Annotated in this window: 18 protein-coding genes; 11 read left to right on the top strand and 7 right to left on the bottom strand. The window is 71.7% G+C overall.

Annotated elements, in window-relative coordinates; all coding sequences use genetic code 11:
- Positions 1 to 63: 63 nt before the first annotated feature.
- From ACTWPV_RS03940 to ACTWPV_RS03955, 4 genes are read left to right on the top strand one after another with little or no spacing between them, the layout of a single operon-like run.
- Positions 64 to 1395 carry an ABC transporter substrate-binding protein gene (locus tag ACTWPV_RS03940; protein ID WP_347642131.1) on the top strand — a complete coding sequence of 444 codons (1332 nt, stop codon included), beginning with the start codon at positions 64 to 66 and terminating at the stop codon, positions 1393 to 1395.
- Positions 1395 to 2309, top strand: coding sequence for a carbohydrate ABC transporter permease (locus ACTWPV_RS03945; protein WP_347642132.1), 915 nt, complete (start codon positions 1395 to 1397; stop codon positions 2307 to 2309). The genes ACTWPV_RS03940 and ACTWPV_RS03945 overlap by 1 nt, the downstream gene beginning before the upstream one ends.
- A complete protein-coding gene (locus tag ACTWPV_RS03950; protein WP_347642133.1) occupies positions 2306 to 3115 on the top strand; it encodes a carbohydrate ABC transporter permease in 810 nt (269 codons plus the stop codon). The genes ACTWPV_RS03945 and ACTWPV_RS03950 overlap by 4 nt, the downstream gene beginning before the upstream one ends.
- Before the next feature lie 3 nt (positions 3116 to 3118).
- A complete protein-coding gene (locus ACTWPV_RS03955; protein WP_443150626.1) occupies positions 3119 to 5287 on the top strand; it encodes a family 43 glycosylhydrolase in 2169 nt (722 codons plus the stop codon).
- Between the two features lie 25 nt (positions 5288 to 5312).
- On the opposite strand, the gene ACTWPV_RS03960 is transcribed toward ACTWPV_RS03955, so the two are convergent.
- Positions 5313 to 6251 carry an alpha/beta hydrolase gene (locus ACTWPV_RS03960; protein ID WP_443150627.1) on the bottom strand — a complete coding sequence of 313 codons (939 nt, stop codon included), beginning with the start codon at positions 6249 to 6251 and terminating at the stop codon, positions 5313 to 5315.
- Between the two features lie 58 nt (positions 6252 to 6309).
- On the opposite strand from ACTWPV_RS03960, the gene ACTWPV_RS03965 reads away from it, so the two are divergent.
- The gene (locus ACTWPV_RS03965; protein WP_443150628.1) at positions 6310 to 6951 is read left to right on the top strand and encodes a TetR/AcrR family transcriptional regulator; all 642 of its coding nucleotides are present in this window, start codon (positions 6310 to 6312) and stop codon (positions 6949 to 6951) included.
- On the opposite strand, the gene ACTWPV_RS03970 is transcribed toward ACTWPV_RS03965, so the two are convergent.
- Positions 6948 to 7472 (bottom strand): hypothetical protein, encoded by a 525-nt coding sequence (locus ACTWPV_RS03970; RefSeq protein ID WP_347642137.1) that lies wholly within the window; start codon positions 7470 to 7472, stop codon positions 6948 to 6950. The genes ACTWPV_RS03965 and ACTWPV_RS03970 overlap by 4 nt on opposite strands.
- Positions 7473 to 7653: 181 nt before the next feature.
- On the opposite strand from ACTWPV_RS03970, the gene ACTWPV_RS03975 reads away from it, so the two are divergent.
- Entirely contained in the window at positions 7654 to 8976 is a 1323-nt protein-coding gene (locus ACTWPV_RS03975) for an MFS transporter (protein ID WP_347642138.1), read from the top strand.
- Here the strand turns inward: ACTWPV_RS03975 and ACTWPV_RS03980 are convergent.
- Positions 8943 to 9449 carry a hypothetical protein gene (locus ACTWPV_RS03980; protein ID WP_443150629.1) on the bottom strand — a complete coding sequence of 169 codons (507 nt, stop codon included), beginning with the start codon at positions 9447 to 9449 and terminating at the stop codon, positions 8943 to 8945. The genes ACTWPV_RS03975 and ACTWPV_RS03980 overlap by 34 nt on opposite strands.
- Positions 9450 to 9469: 20 nt before the next feature.
- Here ACTWPV_RS03980 and ACTWPV_RS03985 point away from each other — a divergent pair, with 20 nt between their 5' ends.
- Positions 9470 to 9808 carry a hypothetical protein gene (locus ACTWPV_RS03985; RefSeq protein ID WP_443150630.1) on the top strand — a complete coding sequence of 113 codons (339 nt, stop codon included), beginning with the start codon at positions 9470 to 9472 and terminating at the stop codon, positions 9806 to 9808.
- Between the two features lie 9 nt (positions 9809 to 9817).
- Here ACTWPV_RS03985 and ACTWPV_RS03990 read toward each other — a convergent pair whose 3' ends face one another.
- Entirely contained in the window at positions 9818 to 10381 is a 564-nt protein-coding gene (locus ACTWPV_RS03990) for a hypothetical protein (RefSeq protein WP_443150631.1), read from the bottom strand.
- A gap of 89 nt (positions 10382 to 10470) precedes the next feature.
- Positions 10471 to 10881, bottom strand: coding sequence for a RidA family protein (locus tag ACTWPV_RS03995; RefSeq protein ID WP_347642141.1), 411 nt, complete (start codon positions 10879 to 10881; stop codon positions 10471 to 10473).
- A 117-nt stretch (positions 10882 to 10998) separates the two neighbouring features.
- On the opposite strand from ACTWPV_RS03995, the gene ACTWPV_RS04000 reads away from it, so the two are divergent.
- The 3 genes from ACTWPV_RS04000 to ACTWPV_RS04010 all read left to right on the top strand — a co-directional run bounded on the left by ACTWPV_RS04000 (position 10999) and on the right by ACTWPV_RS04010 (position 12844).
- Positions 10999 to 11445, top strand: a complete 447-nt coding sequence (locus ACTWPV_RS04000) for a DUF4383 domain-containing protein (RefSeq protein WP_347642142.1) — start codon at positions 10999 to 11001, stop codon at positions 11443 to 11445.
- A gap of 294 nt (positions 11446 to 11739) precedes the next feature.
- On the top strand, positions 11740 to 12075 hold the full coding sequence (locus ACTWPV_RS04005; RefSeq protein ID WP_347642143.1) for a hypothetical protein: 336 nt from the start codon (positions 11740 to 11742) through the stop codon (positions 12073 to 12075).
- Positions 12076 to 12169: 94 nt separating this feature from the next.
- Entirely contained in the window at positions 12170 to 12844 is a 675-nt protein-coding gene (locus tag ACTWPV_RS04010; RefSeq protein WP_443150632.1) for a TetR/AcrR family transcriptional regulator, read from the top strand.
- Positions 12845 to 12855: 11 nt separating this feature from the next.
- On the opposite strand, the gene ctaD is transcribed toward ACTWPV_RS04010, so the two are convergent.
- Positions 12856 to 14553 carry an aa3-type cytochrome oxidase subunit I gene (gene ctaD, locus ACTWPV_RS04015; protein WP_443150633.1) on the bottom strand — a complete coding sequence of 566 codons (1698 nt, stop codon included), beginning with the start codon at positions 14551 to 14553 and terminating at the stop codon, positions 12856 to 12858.
- Positions 14554 to 14739: 186 nt separating this feature from the next.
- Positions 14740 to 16821: a SpoIIE family protein phosphatase gene (locus ACTWPV_RS04020; RefSeq protein ID WP_347642146.1), complete on the bottom strand. Its 2082-nt coding sequence runs from the start codon at positions 16819 to 16821 to the stop codon at positions 14740 to 14742.
- A gap of 148 nt (positions 16822 to 16969) precedes the next feature.
- Here ACTWPV_RS04020 and ACTWPV_RS04025 point away from each other — a divergent pair, with 148 nt between their 5' ends.
- Positions 16970 to 20218, top strand: a complete 3249-nt coding sequence (locus ACTWPV_RS04025; RefSeq protein ID WP_347642147.1) for an AfsR/SARP family transcriptional regulator — start codon at positions 16970 to 16972, stop codon at positions 20216 to 20218.
- Positions 20219 to 20230 lie beyond the last annotated feature (12 nt).

Genomic DNA, 20230 nt, shown 5'->3' on the forward strand with positions numbered 1-20230 from the left:
GTTTACAACGTTAGAACCAACGATGTAGAACGGGGCAACATCACATGGGCAGGAGTGATTCACATGTCCCTGGAGAGCCTGACCCGGCGACGCGCGCTCGGCCTCGGCCTCGGAGCGATGGTGCTCGCCGGATGCGGCGGGGGCGGCGGCCCGAAGCAGGCGGCCCAGCAGTCGAGCGGACCGGCCACGGCGGCGCCCACCAGCTACACGGGCCCCACGGTGTCCCTCGCCTTCTGGAACGGGTTCACCGGCGGCGACGGGCCCTTCATGAAGCGGCTCGTCGAGCAGTTCAACAGCGCCCACCCGAACATCAAGATCACGATGAACGTCTATCAGTGGTCCGACTACTACTCGAAGGTGCCCGCGGCGGTGTCCGCAGGCAGGGGGCCCGACCTCGGCATCATGCACGTCGACAGCGTGGCCACCAACGCCGCCCGGCAGGTCGTGCTGCCGCTCGACGACGTGGCCGCCTCGCTCAGCCTGACCGAGGCGGACTTCTCGCCGCCCGTTTGGCAGGCCGGCGTCTACAAGGGCGCGCGCTACTCCATCCCGCTCGACGTGCACCCGCTCGGCATGTTCTACAACAAGACCGTCCTGTCCAAGGCGGGGCTCGACCCGGACAACCCGCCCAAGACGGGCGAGGAATACCTGGCCGCGCTGGAAACCCTGAAGAAGGCCGGGGTGCAGGGTCACTGGGCCACGCCGTTCCCCTTCACCGGGAGCATGCAGTTCGGCAGCCTGCTCCACCAGAACGGCGGCCGGCTGTTCGCCGACGACGCCGGCGTCTCCCGCTTCGCCGAGGAGCCCGGCGTGCAGGCGCTCACCTGGCTGGTCGATCTGGTCAACAAGGGCTACAGCCCGAAGAACGTGGGCCAGGACGCCGACTTCATCGCCCTTCAGAACGGCAAGGCCGCCTTCAACTGGAACGGCATCTGGTCCATCAACACGCTCCGGGAGCACGAGGACCTGGAGTGGGGCGTGGCGCCGCTGCCCCAGATCGGCACCGAGCCCGCCGCCTGGGCCGGCTCGCACCAGTTCGTGATCTTCAAGCAGCGCCGGCCCGACCAGAACAAGCTGACCGCCGCCAAGGTGTTCATCAACTGGATCAGCGGCCACTCCATCGAGTGGGCCAAGGCCGGGCAGGTGCCCGCGCGCAAGAGCATCCGCGAGAGCGCGGAGTTCAAAGAGCTGAAGGAGCAGGCGGCGATCGGCTCCCAGATCGACCACCTGTACTTCCTGCCGCCCGTGGCCGGCATCGGCGACGCCTCCGCGGTGGTCGACCAGGCCGTCAACGCGGCGATCCTGCTGAAGAAGAGCCCCAAGGACGCCCTCACCGAGGCGGCGGCCAAGGCGGACAAGATCCTTGAGCAGAACCGGAAGAAGTACGGCGCCTGATGGTCTCGCTCACCCTGAAGGGTGCCGCGTCCCGCACGGCCACCGCCGTTCCCCGGTCGGGACGCGCCACCCCCTACCTCTTCCTGGCCCCCTACCTGCTGCTCTTCGTCGTGTTCGTGCTGGCCCCGGCGATCTACGGGATCTGGATCAGCATGCACGACTGGGACTACCTGCTGGAGGCCAGGCCGTTCGTCGGGCTGGGCAACTACACCGCCCTGTTCGATCCGGAATCGGCGGTCTACGCCGACTTCTGGATGTCGATGCGGGCCACCGGCATCTTCACGCTGTTCAGCGTGCCGTTCCTGGTGGTGCTGCCGCTCGGGCTGGCGCTGCTGCTCCACCGGCCGTTCAGGGGGCGGACGTTCTTCCGCGGGCTGTTCTTCGCGCCGTACGTGCTGGGGGTGGCCGTGGTCAGCCTCATGTGGCGGCTGCTGCTCGACCCGAACCTCGGCCTGGTCGACTGGCTGCTCGGCACCGACATCGGCTGGACGACCTCGCTCCCCTGGGCGTGGATCGCGCTGGTCGGCGTGACCGTCTGGTGGACGATCGGCTTCAACGGCGTGATCTATCTCGCGGGCATGCAGGACATCCCGCGCGACCTCTACGACGCCGCCAAGGTGGACGGCGCCGGCAGGTGGGCCGAGTTCCGCCACGTGACGCTGCCCGGCCTGCGGCCCGTCGCGTTGTTCGTGGTCACCACGACGATCCTGGCCTCGGCCAACATGTTCGGCCAGTCGTACCTGCTGACCCAGGGGGCGCCGGGCGGTGAGACCAGGACGGCGATCTACTACATCCTCGACCAGGGTCTCAGCCAGTACAAGATGGGCAGCGCCGCGGCCATGAGCTACGTGCTGACGCTCGCCCTGATCCTGGTCAGCGTGCTCAACTTCCGCCTGTTCAGGAGGCGCTCGTGAAGCGCTACACGCTGCTCGCAGCGCTGGCCGTGGTGTTCGTGTCGCCGCTGCTGTGGGCGCTCGGCACCTCGCTGAAGAGCCAGTCGGAGGCCACCAGGATGCCGCCGACGTTGTTCCCGACCGAGCCGGTCACCCGGGCGTACGGGACCCTCTTCGAAGGCACGACGCAGACGCCGGTGCTGCGCTGGTTCGCCAACAGCCTGATCGCGGCCACCCTGCACATGCTGCTGGTCCTCGTGGTGTCGTCGCTGGCCGCGTACGCGCTGGCCAGGCTGGAGTTCCGGGGCAAGCGGCTGATGTTCGCCGTCATCGTCGGCACGCTGCTGGTGCCGGGGTTCGTCTTCCTCATCCCGCAGTTCCTGATCATCGACCAGCTGGGCTGGCTCGACAGCCTGACCGCGCTGATCGTGCCGGGCGCGGCGGGCGCGTTCGGGGTGTTCTTCCTGCGCCAGTTCTTCCTCGGCCTGCCCCGCGAGCTCGACGAGGCCGCGCTGGTCGAAGGGGCCAACCACTGGCAGATCTTCACCAGGATCACGCTGCCGCTGTCGAAGCCCGCGCTGGCCACGCTCGCGGTGCTGAGCTTCCTGGCCAACTGGAACGACTTCATCTGGCCGATCTTCGTGATCTTCAGCCCGGAGTACTTCACGCTCCCGCCAGGGCTGTCCATCCTCCAGGGCGCCTACACGATCGACTATCCGGTGATCATGGCGGGCGCCGTGCTGGCCAGCGTTCCGGTGCTGATCCTGTTCGCGCTGACCCAGCGTTACGTCATCGAGGGCATCTCTCGCAGTGGGTTGAAAGGCTGATATATGCATATCGCAGCGGTTGCCTCGCTCATCCTGTCGCTGGTGGGCGCCCCGTCCTATGACAATCCCGTGTCGCGGGACTTCGCCGACACCTTCGCCGACCCCGCCGTGATCCGCGGGCTCGACGGCTACTGGTACTCCTACGGCACCTCCGACCCGCTGCGCGAGGGAGAGGGCGAACATCACCGCCTGCCCATCGCCCGCTCCAGCGACCTGGTGGAGTGGACGTACGTGGGCGACGCGTTCGGGGAGGACGACCTGCCGTCGTACGCGGATCCGAGCACCCTGCTCTGGGCGCCGGACGTCCGCTATCTCGACGGCCGGTACGTCATGTACTTCACGGTCACCAACTCGGCGGGCACGCCACACCAATGGGACTACTCGATCGGCGCCGCCACCGCGCCCACGCCGACGGGGCCGTGGACGCCCGCACCCGAGCCGGTGGTTCCGCCGCGCCCGTCCGGCGACGCGTACTGGAACACGATCGACCCCTCGCAGTTCACGGACGTGGACGGCAAGAAGTACCTGTACTTCGGCGGATTCTTCGGCGGCGTGTGGGTGACCGAGCTGTCCGCGGACGGCCTCAGGCCCGTCGGCCGGCCCACCCAGGTCGCCGTGGACAACAAGTTCGAAGGCTCGTACGTCGTGCGCCGCGACGGCTACTACTACCTGCTGGCCTCGTCGGCGAACTGCTGCGCCGGCCCCACCACCGGCTACTCGGTGCTGGCCGGGCGCGCCACCAGCCCGCTCGGGCCGTTCACCGACCGGGAGGGACAGCCTCTGCTCGCCTCCCGCGCCGGCGGCACCCCCGTGGTCGCGCAGAACGGCAACCGCTGGATCGGCGTCGGCCACCACGCCCAGCTGACCGACCTGGCCGGGCAGGACTGGATGCTCTACCACGCGATCGACCGCGACGACCCCTTCCTGGACGAGCCGTACGGCGTCAACGAGCGGCCCATGCTGCTCGACCGGCTCGACTGGATCGACGGCTGGCCGGTCGTCCGCGCCGGGGCGGGACCGTCCGAACGCTCCTCCGAGCGGCCCGTGACGAGCGGGCACGTCGACGAACGGTTCTCCGGCGGCCTGTCCGGGTGGCGTGACACCGAGGGTTGGGCCGTACAGGACGGATATGTCCGGCATGACGGTGGTGAGCAGGCGACGCTGACGTCCAGGAAGGGCCTCGGCGGCGACCGCCGGGCCGAGACCGACCTCCGGCTCGCCGACGCGCGCCCCGGTGGCACGGCGGGACTGCGGATCGGCGCGGCCACCGCGGTGGTGTCGGACTCCGGCCTGACCGTCACGGCGGGAGGCGAGCGCCGCACGGCCACGCTGCCGGGAGGCGCTTCCACCTGGCGGAACCTGGCCGTCACCGTCAAGGGCAGGACGATCATCGCCGAGGTGACCTCGGCCCGGCTCGGAGACCCCCAGGCCACCGTGAGCCTGGACTCGCCCGTCCCGCTGTCCGGCGCGTTCGGGCTGGTCGCCAAGGGCACGGCGGAGTTCGACAACGTCAGCGTGGCCCGGCTCGCCAAGCCGGTCACCCGCATGGCGCCCGTCCCCGAGCCCGGCAGGAAGCTCGACGCCGAGGAGTTCGGCACCCTGGACCGCGCCTGGCAGTGGGTGCGCGAGGACCCCGCCGCCCGCGTCGCCGGCGGCGCGCTGCGCTGGCCGGTGCAGAACGGCGACCTGGTGGGAACGGGCAACTCGGCGAGCGTGCTGCTGCGCACGCCGCCGCGCGGCGACTACATCGTGGAGACCAAGGTGACGCTCGACCTGGGCGAGGACACCGTACGCAACCACCAGCAGGCGGGCCTCGTCGCCTACGCCTCCGACGACGACTTCGCCCGGCTCTCCCAGGTGGCCATCTGGAACACCCGGCAGGTGGAGTACGGCCGCGAGCTGCCGTTCGCCGACCGGCTGTCGTACGGCGGGAACATCGCCGGAGCCCCGGCGAGGACGACCTGGCTCCGGCTCGCCCACCACGTGGACCGGGAGACCGGGGAACACGAGTTCCGCGCCGGGTCGAGCCGTGACGGCAAGGCGTGGACGTGGGCCGGGGTGTGGACGTTCGGCAAGGACACGTCCCCGCGCATCGGCCTGGTCGCCCACGGCGGGGCCCAGCCCGCGGTCGAGGCCGAGTTCGACTACGTCCGCTTCTACCGCACCCGCTGATCCGGAAGCTCGCACCGGGGTCCTGTCAGGCGGCGAGCGCGGCCCGCAGGAACGCCGCGACCCGCGCCTGCCACTCCCGTGCCGACTCCAGCATCGCGGTCAGCTCGTGCGACCCGTGCACGTGCCCCGGCCAGCAGGTCACATGGGCCGCGATCCCCGCCCTGGTCAGCGCCCGGGCGTACGACTCGCCGTCGCCGCGGAGGATGTCGTACTCCGCCGTCATGATCAGGGCGGGCGGCAGCCCGGTCAGGTCGTCCGCCAGCAGCGGCGAGGCGTACGCGTGCCGGCGCTGCTCCGGAGCGCAGTACTGCTCGACGTTCGCGGCCAGCTCTTCCGGCGTCAGCACGACCGTGCCCGGGTCGACGGCCTGCCGGCCGGCCGTGAGGTCGAGTACGGGGATCTCCAGCACCTGGGCGCGCAGCGCGGGCCCGCCCTGGTCGCGGAGCATGAGGGCGGTGGCGGCGGCCAGGTTGGCTCCCGAGGAGTCGCCGCCGATCGACAGCCGCGCGGGGTCGATGCCGAGCAGGTCCGCCTGGCCGGCGACCCACCGGACGGCGGTGTGGCAGTCGTGGACCGGCACGGGGAAGCGGTGCTCGGGCGCGAGCCGGTGGGCGACCGAGACCACCACGCAGCCGGCCTCGGCGGCGAGGCGGCCGCAGACGGCGTCGCGGTGGCGCAGCTCGCCGAGCCACCACCCGCCCCCGTGGACGTAGACGTGGCAGGGCAGCGGCCCGGGACGTTCGGGCGTGTAGCCGCGCACCGTGATGCTCCCGCCGTCGACACCGATCTCGTGGTCCGTGACCGTCACGGGAGGCGCGGGCCGCGCCACCATGGCGGCCCGCTGGTCCATGCCGCGATGGATGGCGGCGCGCCGCTCGGCGACCGGGGTGGAGGCGTCCGGTACGTGCTGACGGGCTTCCTGGATCCTGGCCAGCATCGGGACGAGCTCGGCGAGCACCGGCATGGTCGGCCTTTCGGTACAGTGACTGTAAGTTTCAGTCACTGTACCGAAGGGGCGACGGATGGTCGAGCGCGTTCGCGAGCTGAAGAAGCGCGAGACCAGGCGGCGCATCGCCGAGACGGCCCTGCGGCTGTTCGCCGGCCAGGGTTTCGACGCCGTCACCGTGGCGGAGGTCGCCAGGGCGGCGGGGGTGACGGAGAAGACGGTCTTCAACCACTTCGAGACCAAGGAGGACCTCGTCTACGGCGAGGACCGGGCCTTCGAGGCGGAGCTGCTGGAGAGCGTGCGCGCCCGGCCGGCCGGGGAGCCGGCGCTCGCCGCCGCCGAACGTTTCCTCCTCGGGCGTTACCGGCGCCTCGCGACGGACCCGGCGTCGGGGGAGCGGGCGCGCATGTTCGCGACCCTTGTCGCGGCCAGCCCGGCGCTGCGGGCCCGCGAGCGCCGGATCCACGCCCGCTACGCCGACGCCCTGTGCGCCCTGATCGCCGGGGAGCAGCGCGCGGCGCCCGACGACATGCGTCCCCGGCTTCTCGCCGAGGCGCTGATGGTCGTGCACCGGGAGTCACTCGCCCTGATGCGCGCCGGCCTGCTGGACGGCACGCCTGGTGACCAGCTCGGGCCGCGCGCCGTCGCCGCCGCCCGCCGCGCCCTGGCCATGCTGGCCGGCGGATTCGCCGGCTACGCCCCAGGCCGCCCCGGCTAGCGCGGCGTCTCCGGGGCCGGCGGGGCGGTGGTGGCGGACGTGGGCGACGGCGGGACCGGGGGCGAGGTCCCCAGGTGGGCGAAATGACCCGTTCGCGGCTTGACCGGCACGGATACGCGCAGAGGAGGCGCACCGCGGAAGGTGAACGTCAGCGGCACCAGGCCACCCCGGATCCCGCTGGCCGTGGCGAGCGGCTGCTCGGCCGTGCCGACGGGCTGGTCGGGCCGCAGGGTGACAGGGCCGGGCAACCGCACCGTGCCGCCCCCTTCGACGGTGATCCGTTCGAGTTGCAGCGGTCTGTCCCCGGCGTTGATCAGCACGCCGTACAGAGGGAACCGCGGCGGCGGTTGGGCCGGGTGGGCGCCACCCAGGAGGAAGACGTTGCGCAGGCGCACCCCGCCCTGACCGTCGGCGTTGGCGCCGTCGTTCTGCGGACGCCACTGCACCCTGTCGATCTCGGCCGCCGAGCACCCGGAGGCGGCCAGCGCCACGGCGACCATGGCAGAGACGATGGGACGCATCGCACCCAACCCCCTTCGGCACCTCCGTCATCGCCCAGTCGCTACCCGTGACGACCCCGTCCAACCGCCGCCCGCCGCGAACCCGTGCAGGCACGGGAAAACCGGCGAAAAGAGCATGATGACCATCGGCGACACGTCCTGTAGCGTCGCGGATAACGCGGCACTACCGGAGGAGCGGTAGATGGCAGAGGACCAGCGACTCGACGCGACAGATCAGCAGAAGCGACGGCAGGTTGTCCGGGCGGTGATCGCCTCGGCCGTCGGCACCTCGATCGAATGGTACGACTTCTTCCTGTACGGCTTCGCCGCCAGCACCATCTTCGCGGAGCTGTTCTTCCCCACCAGTGACCCCACGACCGGCCTCCTGCTCGCCCTCGGCACCTACTTCGGCGGGTTCGCCGCCCGCCCGATCGGCGCCGCGATCTTCGGCCACTACGGTGACCGCATCGGCCGCAAGGCCACCCTCATCATCACCCTCATGACCATGGGCGTCGCCACCGCCCTCGTCGGCCTGGTGCCCACGTACGCGCAGATCGGCATCTGGGGCGGCATCCTGCTGACGCTGCTCCGCCTGCTCCAGGGCATCAGCGTCGGCGGCGAATGGGGCGGGTCCGTGCTCCTCGCCACCGAGTGGGGCAAGACGCGCGGCGGCCGGCGCGGGTTCCTGGGCAGCTGGCCGCAGTTCGGCGTCCCTGTCGGGCTCGTGCTCGGCTATCTCGCGCTGCAGATCTTCCAGCCGCTCGACCCCTACTGGGGCTGGCGCATCCCGTTCCTGCTCAGCATCGTGATGGCCGGGGTCGGCCTCTACATCAGGCTCGGCATCCTGGAGACGCCGGTCTTCACCAAGGTCCTGCGGGAGAACAAGGTCGAGCGCGTCCCCGTACGCCAGGTCATCGTGAAGAACTGGCGGGAGATCGTGCTGAGCGCCCTGCTGCGCACGGGTCAGCAGGCGCCGTTCTACATCTTCACCGTCTTCATCCTCACCTACGCCACCAAGACGCTCGGCTTCGAGGCGAGCGACGTCTACCTGTACGTCATCGTCGCGGGCGTCGTCTCGCTGTTCACCGTGCCGTTCTGGGGCTACATCTCCGACGTGGTCGGCCGCCGGAGGCTCTACATCATCGGCGCCGCGGCCATGGTGGTCTGGTCGTTCGTCTACTGGCCGCTGCTCGACACCCGCGTGCCCGCGCTGGTCTTCCTGGCCATCGTGGCGGCGGCGCCCATCCACGACATCCAGTACGGTCCGCAGGCCACGTTCATCGCCGAGAGCTTCACCGGGCGGTTACGCTACAGCGGCGCCTCGCTCGGCTACCAGCTGGCCTCGGTCACGGCGGGCGGGCCGGCCCCGCTGATCGCCGTCTGGCTGTACGCCACCTATGAGAGCTCGTTCGCCATCGCCGTCTACATGGCGATCTGCGGCCTGATCAGCGTGGCCGCCGCGTTCGCGCTCAAGGACCGCGCCCACATGGACTACGCGGTCGAGTACGACGAGGCCGGCCCCTGAAGCGGGCCCGGCACATGCTTCGAGGATCCTCGAAAGGAGGCCCCGCCCGGCGCGCCCGGCCCTAGGGTCGCGCGGGAAGCCGTACGGCCTGCCGGGCGGGGGAAGGAAACCGACATCACCATGACAGCGAGTCCCTGCGCGCGCTGCGGAGCTCCGATCCAGGCCGACAGGCACGCGCCGGGATGGTGGGTGGACCAGTGGAACGGGCGGCACTGCGGGGGCGACCCGCGCTTCCCGCACCAGGCGCCGCGCAGGAAGCAGGACCACACGCCCTGGATCGTCGCCGGCTGCGTGGCCGCCGTGGGCGTGCTGGCGGCGGCGGTCGTGGTGGTGGTCGTGCTGAACCGAGGGCCGGTCGAGCCCGCCGTGGCGCAGGTGGCGCCGACCCGGCCCAGCACGCGGGAGAAGGAGCCCAGCGCGACGCCGGACCCGCCGAAGGCGGCCGAGGCGCCGGTGCCCTGCGAGCCGGGCAAGAAGCGCGAAGGGCGCCGCGATGACCGAGGTCGACATCGTGGCCTCGACGCACGCCGAGAACCAGGGCACCACCGTCAAGAACACCGCCGCCCTGGCCACCGACGCCTTCGAGATCGCGGTGGTCCACCTGTGGCCCGGCAACAAGAAGCTGCAGAACGAAGCCAGGCAGGCCCTGGCCAGGGCACAACGCCAGTGCAAGCCCGACTACGACCCGCAGTCGGTGCCGCTCTCGATCGGCTACGAGATCGGGTGCGGGACGCCCATTCCCGTCACGGTGACCAGCAAGGAGGGCAAGCCGGTGCTGACCATCACGCAGTCGCTGGACATCGGGATCCCCTTCGACTACGGCTGGGACTGACGTGCGGCGTCAGACCAGGCCGACCATGAAGCCCTCGTCCTTGATCCACAGGTACGCCGCCGGGCGGAACCGCCGCATGCCGTCCTCGATGACCGGGATGTACTTCGGGTTGGAGCCGAGCGGCAGCCGGTAGCCGTTCTTGACCGTGTGGAACTCCCACAGGTGCTCCATCTCCTGGTGGCGTGAGCGGAAGCCCGGGTCGGCGGGGAAGAGGTCGAGGCGGACCATCGTCTTGCGCATGATGGAGTCGGCGAGTTCGACGCGGCGCTGCTGCGTGCGCGAGATGCCGACCCCGGACAGCTCGGCCCACGGCTTGCCCTGGGGATCGTCCCAGCGCACGCCGACGGCGTCGAGGACGAGCCGGCGCGGCCGGCCGATCCTGCGCCAGGCGATGACCGGCAGCAGGCCGATGCCCAGGAAGATCAGCCCGAGGATCCCGGCGACGACCGCGGTGCCCGCGCCGCCCTCCACCTGGCCGGTGAGCGCCGAGACGATCGAGATGAGTCCGATCACTCCCGCGACGGAGCCGCCGATCAGCGCCCTGACCCTGGCGTCCCCGCCGACGTCGATCACGACGGGAGGCGGTGCGAAGCCGGGGTGTTGCGGGGGGCGCGGTGGTTGGTGAGGGCCGTACGTCATGGACGTACCCGTCCTCGGCCAGGCTAGGCGCCGGCGATCACGGCGACCGCTTCGACCTCGACGAGCTGGTGGTCGTAGCCCAGCACGGTGACGCCCAGCAGGGTGCTGGGCACGTCGTGCGTCCCCATGTACTCCCGGTAGACCCGCCAGGCCGTCACCAGGTCGGCCTGGTCGGAGGAGGCGACGTAGACCGTGGTCTTGACGATGTCCGTCAGCGCGGCCCCGGCGCCGTCGAGCGCCGTGACGAGGTTGCGCATCACCTGGTGAGCCTGCTCGGCGTAGTCGCCCGGCGCCACCGTCGCACCCTTGGCGTCGAGCGGGCACGCGCCCGCCACCCAGATGGTGCGCAGCGGCGCGTCCACGGCCGAGGCGTAGGCGTATTCGACGTCCTGCGCCAGCCGCTCGTTGCGGATCAGTCTGACACCCGTGCTCATGGCTCTCCAACGCTTGTGGTCTCGTGCACCGCCACACGATACGCGAGCCCAGGTGGGTGCGACTTATCCGCCCGAGGGAGGGTAGCGGGAAACCGGTCAACGTCAAGGAGGCTCAGCATGAGTACTTCGCACAAGTCGGCGACGCGCTCGCCCGTGCAACTCGCCGCGCTGGTCGTCGGCCTGGTGTTCCTGCTCGTCGGAGTGCTCGGCTTCGTCCCGGGCATCACGACCGACTACGGCGATCTCCAGTTCGCCGGCCACCACTCCGAGGCGATGCTGCTCGGCATCTTCCAGGTGTCGATCCTGCACAACATCGTGCACCTGCTCTTCGGCATCGCCGGTGTCACGCTGGCCCGGTCGTGGCCGGGCGCGCGCGCCTACCTGATCGTCGGCGGGATCGTCTACCTGGTGCTCTGGCTGTACGGGCTGCTCGTCAACCAGGAGAGCGCGGCCAACTTCGTTCCGCTCAACACCGCTGACAACTGGCTCCACCTGGTCCTCGGCGTCGGCATGATCGCGCTGGGGGTGCTGCTGACCCGCGGGCGCGCCGCGGTCTCGCGCTGACCGCCGGCGGTCGACGGGGCGGGGGCGCGCGACGTACCTACGTTCCCGTATATGGGTAGCCATACGGGGATTTCTCACCTCCCTTTCCCCGGTGGGCGGGAGGCACGCTGGTGAGGTGCACACCAGAGGGGAGGGGCCATGCCGCGAGTCACTGAACAGCCGCAGAACATGCTGCGAGCCACTGAACAGCCGCAGAGCGCCCGTATGAGTCTGGATGCCCTGACCGGGAACCGATTTCTGGCGTTTCGGGACAATGTGGCCCTGTGGGTCGGATGGGGCGCTGACGAGCCGGCGGTGTCCTGGGAGTTGTCGGCGACGCCGTCGGCGGTGCCGAGCGCCCGGCGGATGGTCGCGACCCGGCTGCGGGCGTGGGGGCTGCGGGACCGGGTCGAGGCCGCCGAGACACTGGTCGGCATGCTGGTCGACGAGGCGCTGCGGCACACCGCCGGCAAGATCGTGATCAGCTTGTCCGCCGAGGACGGGTGGTGCAGGTGCGAGGTCGGGCAGTGCCCCGGTCCGGCTCGCCGGGCGCGGAAGCTGCTCGACCGCCTGGCCTGCTGCTGGGGTGTCTCCATGACGGCGGGCGAGGAGGCCGTCTGGTTCGAGCTCCCCGAAGCCGGGCGTCCCTGACCCCCTCCGCACCTGGGCCGGGGCCGGCCTGACCGGTCCCGGCCCTCGTGTCCGCCGCGCGGTGCCGCCCGCCGGACCGCCTACCATCGGCGGTGTGAGCACCACGACGGGCAGGCCGCGCCGCGCGGGACGGCCGCGCAAGGAAGACGCCAAGGACACGCGGGCCGTGCTGCTGGAGGTCGCCCTCGACCTGTTCGTCGAGAAGGGCTACGCCGCAACGTCCGTCCGCATGATCGCCCGAGCCGCCGGGCTCAGCGACGCCGGCCTCTACGGCCACTTCGCCGGCAAGCGCGCGATCTACGACGAGCTGCTGGCCTCGGCCGGCCCCGGCGCGGTGGGGCAGGTGATCGTGGAGCTGTTCCCCGGCCCCGAGGCGACGCCGGACGACCCCGAGACGTTCCTGCGCGAGTGCGTCGCCCGCGTGATCGAGTTCTTCGAGAAGCCGGCCGCGCGCAAGTTCAGCCGGCTCCTGCTGCGCGAGGAGATCGCCGACAACCCCGGCGTAGTCAACGAGATGATCTCCCAGGGCACGCGGACGCTCGGCCCGATCTTCTCCCGGTGGGCCGCGCGCGGCCTGCTGTCGCCGCGCGTGCGCGCGCGGCTGCTCGCCGGCGAGCTGGACGGCGGCGAGCTGGCCTGGGAACTGCTGGCGCCGCTGGTGTTCATCCGGCTCACCTACCTGCACGGCCCCGATGACCTGCACGACGAGGGCAGGCGTCGCGCCGCCTCACACCTGGAGCTGTTCCTCGACGCGGCCGTCCGCCGCTAAGTCGCCGTCGCTCAGGTCTCGCGCTTCGCCTGCTCGATCTCCGCGTCGTGCTGCGGGTGCCACATGTGCGGATAGTGCAGGTCGAACGCCGGCCGTTCCGAACGGATGCGGGGCATGGACGTGAAGTTGTGGCGCGGCGGCGGGCAGGACGTCGCCCATTCCAGCGAGTTGCCGAACCCCCACGGGTCATCGACGGTGACGCGCGGGGCGCGGCGGGCCGTACGCCAGACGTTGTACAGGAACGGCAGCGTCGACAGGCCGAGGATGAAGGCGCCGATCGAGGAGATCAGGTGCAGGCCCGTGAACCCGTCGATGGCGCTGTAGCTGGCGTAGCGCCGCGGCATCCCGGCCACGCCCAGCCAGTGCTGCACGAGAAATGTGGTGTGGAAGCCGATGAACAGGGTCCAGAAGTGCCAGGCGCCGAGCCGGTCGTCGAGCATCTTGCCGGTCATCTTCGGCCACCAGAAGTAGAACCCGGCGAACATGGCGAACACCACGGTGCCGAACACCACGTAGTGGAAGTGCGCGACGACGAAGTAGGAGTCGGTGACGTGGAAGTCGAGCGGCGGCGAACCGAGGATGACGCCGGTCAGGCCGCCCAGGAGGAACGTCACCAGGAAGCCGACCGAGAACAACATCGGCGACTCGAAGCTCAGGTGCCCGCGCCACATCGTGCCGACCCAGTTGAAGAACTTCACGCCCGTCGGCACCGCGATGAGGAACGTCATGAACGAGAAGAACGGCAGCAGCACCTGCCCGGTCGCGAACATGTGGTGCGCCCACACGGTCATCGACAGCCCGGCGATGGCGATGGTGGCGCCCACGAGCCCGATGTAGCCGAAGACGGGCTTGCGGCTGAAGACAGGGATGACCTCGGTGATGATGCCGAAGAACGGCAGCGCGATGATGTAGACCTCGGGGTGGCCGAAGAACCAGAACAGGTGCTGCCAGAGCATCGGCCCCCCGTTCTCGGCCAGGTAGACCTGGGTGCCGAACCTGCGGTCGGCCTCCAGCGCGAGCAGGGCGGCGGCCAGCACCGGGAACGCCATCAGCACGAGCATGCTGGTCAGCAGCACGTTCCAGGTGAAGATCGGCATGCGGAACATGGTCATGCCGGGAGCGCGCATGCAGATGATCGTGGTGATGAAGTTGACCGAGCCGAGGATGGTCCCCAGACCTGCCAGCACCAGCCCCATGATCCACAGGTCGCCGCCCGTGATGGGGCTGTAGACCGAGTCCGACAGCGGCGTGTAGGCGAACCAGCCGAAGTCGGCCGCTCCGTAGGCGGTGAAGAACCCGCTCGCCACGATCAGCCCGCCGAACAGGAACAACCAGAAGCTGACCGCGTTCAGCCGGGGGAAGGCGACGTCGGGCGCGCCGATCTGCAGCGGCATGATGACGTTCGCGAACCCGGCGAACAGCGGGGTCGCGAAGAGCAGCATCATGAGCGTGCCGTGCATGGTGAACAGCTGGTTGTACAGCTGCGGGCTGACGAGCTGCAGGTCCGGCTGGATCAGCTGGCTCCGGATGACCAGCGCCATCAGACCGGCGAAGAGGAAGAAGGCGAACGACGCGATCAGGTACATGTAGCCGATCACCTTGTGATCGGTCGAGGCCAGCCAGGCCGCGATGAGCCTGCCCTTGCGGCGGAGCCGTGGCGGCTCCGGCGGCGAGGCGAGCGGCTCGTCCCGGGGCTTGAACGTGGTCATGTACGGTCTCCGTCTTCCCAGCTCAACGGGTATCGGCCGGCCAGGGCCCCTGTACGAGCGTGCCGCCGGCCACCTGCCCGACCAGCCTTCGCTACCCTGGCGCTACCGCCCGAACCACCGCCATACCGCGGGACGACTGATCCGTTACGCCCCCATGGGAGCCGGCCGTCCGCCAGGACCACCGCTTCACCGGTCCTCGACCGGCGCCCGGCCTTTCACCTCGTGCCGGGCGGCCGGCTCAGGGAGCCGCAGCGCGATCATGGCCACGTCGTCGTCGGCCGACAGCGGCAGAGCACTGAGCAACTCGTCGCAGAACCGGTCGAGAGGCTGGCGCGCGAGCGCGCACGCGTGCCTGCGCAGCCGCTCCAGGCCCTCGTCGAGGTGCTCGTCGTGCCGTTCCACGAGGCCGTCGGTGTAGAGCAGCAACGTGCTCAGCGCAGGCAGCGGCTCCCGCGCGGACACGCACCGGGTGTCGTACGGGATGCCGAGCAGCGGGTTGGCGCCGTCCTCGAGGAAACGGCCCGCGCCCTCGCCGGTGACCAGCAGGGGCGGCGGATGGCCGGCCACCGCGTAGTTCAGCCGGTGACCGCCCTCGTCCTTCTCGACCCTGGCCAGCACGCAGGTCGCGGTCTCCTCGCAGTAGAGGGTCTTCATCGCGATGTTCAGCCGGGCGAGGATCTCCCCAGGAGGCTCCTGCCGGTCCACGACCAGTCCTCTGAGCATGTTGCGCAGCTGACCCATGGTGACCGCGGCGCGCAGGTCGTGCCCCGCGACGTCACCGATGGCCAGCACGGTGGCGCCGTCGGGCAGCACGAACGAGTCGTACCAGTCGCCGCCCACGTCGGCGGCGGTGGGGCTGGCGCGGTAGCGTGCGGCGATCTGCATGCCGGGCACCCGCGGCGGTTGCGCCAGCAGGCTGTGCTGCAGGGCCACCGCGACCTTGTGCGTGCGCTGGAACCGCATCGCGCTGCTCAGGTTGTCATGGGCCTGCTCGATCATCTCGCGCAGCAGGGCGACGGTGCTCTGGCCGATCGGCGCGCGGTCACCGCAGGCGGCCGCCGTGACCACCGCCGCGAGCGTGCCGTCGACCACGACGGGCAGGAGCGCGATGCTGTTGGCCCTGGTGGCCTCCAGCCAGGTGCGTGTGCCCGCCGGCACGAGATCACCCAGCGGCGACCCGGGGGCGAACGTCGTGCGGAACGGCCTTCGCCGGCGTACCACGGCGGCGAACCCGCTGTCCGCGGCCAGGCGTTCCTCGCTGAACGGCGGGAGCCTGGGCAGCCCGGCGCGGGCGGCGGTGGCGATGCGCTCGGCCACGAAGTCGCCGCCTCGCGCCAGCCCGTCGGCGAGGTCGATCACCAGGTGCACGCCGCATCCGTCGGCCAGGTCGGGCACGATGACGTTCGCCAGCGCGCCGAGCATGCCCTCCAGGCTCGTCCGGTCGGCCGTCGCGGCGGCGGCCGAGTCGAGCAGCCGCTGGCGCCGCTGCTCCTGCCACTGCTGCTCGATGTCGGTGCAGGTGCCCACCCACTCCACGAGACGGCCGTTCTCCTGGATCGGCACGGCGCGAGCCTGGAAGTGCCGGTACGTGCCGTCGGTCGTGCGGAGCCGGTAGACGTGCTCCCACACCTCGGAGACCTCCTTGACCGCGCTGGTCCACGACGCCTGCGTGGAGGCGCGGTCGTCCGGGTGGACGGCGTTCATCCAGCCGTCGTCGCGGAAGTCGTCCCATGACTGGCCGGTCGTCCGCTCCCATCCCGGGCTCGGCTCGATCACCAGGCCGCCGGGGTCGGCCACCCAGACGATCTGCGCGCTGACCCGGACCAGGCTCTGGTATCGCCGCAGGATGCGGCGGCGCTCGTCGGCCACCGCCTGGAGCCGCTGCGCCACGGTGGCCGGGTCGGTGACGTCCAGGAAGACCGCGAGGACGCCGTACGTGCCGTCCTCGAAGGAGACCCGCGAGAGGCTGAAGGTGAAGAAACGTTCCCGGTCCTCCAGGCACTCGCCGCCGGGGGCGTCGGTGCGGACCACCGGCGTGCCCGTCCTGAGCACCTGGTCGAAGATGGGGACGTAGTCCTCCTGGGCCACGTGCGGAAAGGCGATCCTGAGCGGGGACCCGATCGGCCGCTCTCCGAACAGGGACCGGTACGCCTCGTTGGTGTACAGCAGCCGGTGGTCGGGCCCGCGCGTCACCGCGATCCCCACGGGCGCCGGCTCCAGCACCTCGAAGGTCAGACCACTCACCCGCTGCCCGTAGACACCGTCCATTGCGACTTATCCCCCGATGACGCCGTTCACGGTGATTCGCGAGCCCGCCAGACTCCTACCCTTTCCCGGCGCGACGGGAACACGGCAGGTCACGGCTCCGGCCGCACGACGCCTCAGGACCTTCGGTCCCGGCGATAGCATGTCGGGGATGGCGCGGCATGAGGTGGCGTTCAAGATTCTGGGTCCTCTCGAGGCCGTGGCCGGCGGGCAGCCGGTGCGGCTGCGGGGGCAGCGGGCCAGGGCGGTGCTGGCGATGCTCCTTGTGGCCGAGGGCCAGGTCGTGAGCACCGACCGGCTGGCCACGGCGTGGGGCGATGACCCCCCGACATCGGTGCGCAACCAGGTGACGATCGCCGTGGCCGTGCTGCGCCGGGCGCTGCGGGAGGCCGGCGCCGATCCCGGTGCCATCGTGACGGAGAGCTCGGGCTACCGCCTGAGCGCCCCCGCGACCGACGCGGCGGTCGCGGAGAGCAGGATCGCGGAGGGGCGACGCGCCGCCGAGGAAGGGCGGGAGGCCGAGGCGAGCACGCTGTTCGGCGAGGCGCTGGCCCTGTGGCGCGGCCCCGTCCTGACCGAGATGGAGACGGAGGACGTCCGCGCCGCCGCGGCCCGGTGGGAGGAGATGCGGCTGGCCGTCGCCGAGGAGCGGGCCGAGCTGGAGCTGCGGCTCGGCCGGCACAGCGAGCTGGCGGCCGAGCTCGAGGCGCTGCTGGCCGAGCATCCGCTGCGCGAGCGCCTGCGCGGCCTGCTCATGCTGGCGCTCTACCGGTCGGGACGGCGGGCCGGCGCGCTGGAGGTCTACCGCACGGGGCGGCGGCTGCTGGTCGACGAGCTCGGGCTCGACCCCGGGCCGGAGCTGCGCCGGCTGGAGGCGGCCATCCTGGCCGACGACCCGGAGCTCCGCGCGCCGCCGCGTCCCGCGCGGCAAGCGGGCGCGCCGGTGCTGCTGGTCCCCGCGGAGCTCCCCGCGGGCTCGGGCGGGTTCGTGGGCCGCGACGGCGAGCTCGCCGTGCTGGCCGAGTGCCTGGCGGCGGAGACGGCGCCCGCGGTCGTGGCCATCGCCGGCACCGCGGGCGTGGGCAAGACCAGCCTCGCCGTGCACTTCGGTCACCGGCACGCCGCCTCGTTCCCCGACGGGCAGCTGTACGTCAACCTGCGCGGCCACTCCCAGGGCCCGGCGATGGCGCCGGTCGAGGCACTCATCCGGATGCTCGGCTCGCTGGGCGTGCCGGCCGAGCAGATCCCGCCGGACGAGGAGGCGGCCGCCGGGCTCTACCGGTCGTGCCTGGCGGGCAGGCGTGTGCTCGTGCTCCTCGACAACGCCCTGACCGCCGAGCAGGTACGCCCCCTGCTGCCGGCCGCTCCCGGCTGCCTGGCGCTGGTCACGAGCCGCAGCCGGCTGGCCGGGCTCGTCGCCAGCCACGGCGCCCGGCAGCTCAAGCTCGACGTGCTCGGCCACGCCGACGCGCTGGCCCTGCTGGCTTCCGCGGTCGGTCATGACCGCGTGGCCGACGAGCCGGAGGCCGCGGTGGAGCTCGTACGGCTCTGCGCCCACCTTCCGCTGGCCCTGGGGGTGGCCGCCGCCAACATCGCCGTCAACCCGCACTGGTCGATCGCCGGCTACGCGGCGGCGCTGGCCGCCGACCGGCTGGGCTCCCTCGAGATCGACGGCGAGTCGGCGGTGCGCGCCGCCTTCGGCCTGTCGTACGCGCGGCTCGCTCCCGGCGCCCAGCGGCTGTTCCGCCTGCTCGGGCTCGCGCCCGGCCCCGACATCACCGCCGAGGCGGCGGCGGCCCTGGCCGGCTCCGGCACCGAGCAGGCCGCCCGCCTGCTCGACCGGCTCGCCGCCGCGCACCTCGTCGACGAGCACCTGCCACGCCGCTACGCCTTCCACGACCTGATGCGCCGACACGCCAGAAGCCAGGCCGAGCAGGACGACGCGCCCGCCGACCGGCTCGCGGCGGTCGAACGGCTCTGCTCCTGGTACGTCTCGACGGCGACGCGCGTCGCCCGCGTCGCCTACCCGTCACGGACCTGGGCGCCCACCACCTCACCGACAGCGGCGGAGCCCGGCCAGGAGCCGGTGAGCCGCTCCGCGGGGTCCGGCCAGGAGCCGGTGAGCCGGCCCGCGGGGTCCCGCCAGGAGCCGGTGAGCCCGTCCGCGAGCTCCGGTCCCGAGCCGGTGAGCAGCGCCGACGCGGTGGCCTGGCTGGACGTCGAGCGCGCCAACCTCGTCGCCGTCGCGGCGCACGCCGCCGACGAGGGGCCCCGCCGCTTCGCCTGGCAGATCGCCGAAGTCCTGCGCCCCTACTTCGGTTTCGGGGCCGAGCCCGCCGACGCGGAGGCGCTGGCCGAGGCCGCGATGCGGGCCGCCGCCGCGGAGAACGAGCCGCTGGGCCAGGTGACGGCCCAGCTCAGCCTGGCCATGACCAGCCGCCTGCGCTCCCGCTACGCCGAGGCGGTGGCGGCTTTCGAGGCGGCCGCCGTGCTGGCCCGGCGGGCCGGCTGGCCGCAGGGTGCGGCCGCGGCGCACAACAACCTGGCCGCCGTCCACGTGGAACGGGGCGCGTTGCGGGAGGCGAAGGGGACCTTGCACGCCGCCCGGGAGATCTACCACGCCGCCGGGCAGCTCAGGACCCAGGCGGTCGTCGCCTCCAACCTGGGCGCGGTCTGCCTGCAGCTCGGCGCGCTTCATGAGGCGGAGGCGCACATCCGCGACGCCGAGAGGTTGCGCGAGGCTGCCGGCGAGGGACTCAACGGCATCGAGCTCACCAACCTGGCGAGCGTCCGCCGGCTGCTCGGGCACATCGACGAGGCGCTCCAGCTCGCCGGGCGGGGGCTCGAGAGCAACTGCGAGAGCGGCCGCTCCGTGGAGGTGCCCAAGAGCCTCGGCGTCCTGGCGCAGATCCACCGCGACGCGGGCCGCCTCGACCTGGCGCTCGACCACGCGCGGCAGGCCGAGCGCCTGGCCAGGGAGGTCAGGAACGGCTACGCGCTGTGCCTGGTCACCACCATCCTCGGCACGGTGCACACCGCCGCCGGCGATCACGCGGCGGCCGCCGGCGTCCACACCGCCGTGCTGGGCCAGGCGCGCGCCGCCGGCATGAACTACGTGATCGTCAGAACGCTGCTCGGCCTGGGCCGCGCCTACCTCGGCCTCGGCTCCATGGAAACGGCGATGCCGCAGGTCAGCCGGGCCCTCGCCATCGCGCGCGCCGGCGGATACCGGGTCGAGGAAGGCAACGCCCTCACCACCATGGCCGAGATCCACCGTGCCCTCGGCGACCCGAGGCGCTCGGCGGAGTGCGCCGGGCAGGCCCTCGCCGTGCACCGCGAGACCGGGTTCCGGCTCGGGGAGGAGCGCGCCCTCGCCCTGCGGGACGTCGCGCTCCGGTGACGCCGGGCGCCT

The sequence above is a fragment of the Nonomuraea sp. KM88 genome, from assembly GCF_052245635.1.
Lineage (GTDB): Bacteria > Actinomycetota > Actinomycetes > Streptosporangiales > Streptosporangiaceae > Nonomuraea.

Bases quoted from the DNA above. Each gene is read 5' to 3' on its own strand.
- ACTWPV_RS03955 (WP_443150626.1), top strand. From the start codon at position 3,119: ATGCATATCGCAGCGGTTGCCTCGCTCATCCTGTCGCTGGTGGGCGCC.
- ctaD (WP_443150633.1), bottom strand. From the start codon at position 14,553: ATGACCACGTTCAAGCCCCGGGACGAGCCGCTCGCCTCGCCGCCGGAG.
- ACTWPV_RS03945 (WP_347642132.1), top strand. From the start codon at position 1,395: ATGGTCTCGCTCACCCTGAAGGGTGCCGCGTCCCGCACGGCCACCGCC.
- ACTWPV_RS03960 (WP_443150627.1), bottom strand. From the start codon at position 6,251: ATGCCGGTGCTCGCCGAGCTCGTCCCGATGCTGGCCAGGATCCAGGAA.
- ACTWPV_RS03970 (WP_347642137.1), bottom strand. From the start codon at position 7,472: ATGCGTCCCATCGTCTCTGCCATGGTCGCCGTGGCGCTGGCCGCCTCC.
- ACTWPV_RS04025 (WP_347642147.1), top strand. From the start codon at position 16,970: ATGGCGCGGCATGAGGTGGCGTTCAAGATTCTGGGTCCTCTCGAGGCC.
- ACTWPV_RS03985 (WP_443150630.1), top strand. From the start codon at position 9,470: ATGACCGAGGTCGACATCGTGGCCTCGACGCACGCCGAGAACCAGGGC.
- ACTWPV_RS03995 (WP_347642141.1), bottom strand. From the start codon at position 10,881: ATGAGCACGGGTGTCAGACTGATCCGCAACGAGCGGCTGGCGCAGGAC.
- ACTWPV_RS03965 (WP_443150628.1), top strand. From the start codon at position 6,310: ATGGTCGAGCGCGTTCGCGAGCTGAAGAAGCGCGAGACCAGGCGGCGC.
- ACTWPV_RS03940 (WP_347642131.1), top strand. From the start codon at position 64: ATGTCCCTGGAGAGCCTGACCCGGCGACGCGCGCTCGGCCTCGGCCTC.
- ACTWPV_RS04020 (WP_347642146.1), bottom strand. From the start codon at position 16,821: ATGGACGGTGTCTACGGGCAGCGGGTGAGTGGTCTGACCTTCGAGGTG.
- ACTWPV_RS03975 (WP_347642138.1), top strand. From the start codon at position 7,654: ATGGCAGAGGACCAGCGACTCGACGCGACAGATCAGCAGAAGCGACGG.
- ACTWPV_RS04000 (WP_347642142.1), top strand. From the start codon at position 10,999: ATGAGTACTTCGCACAAGTCGGCGACGCGCTCGCCCGTGCAACTCGCC.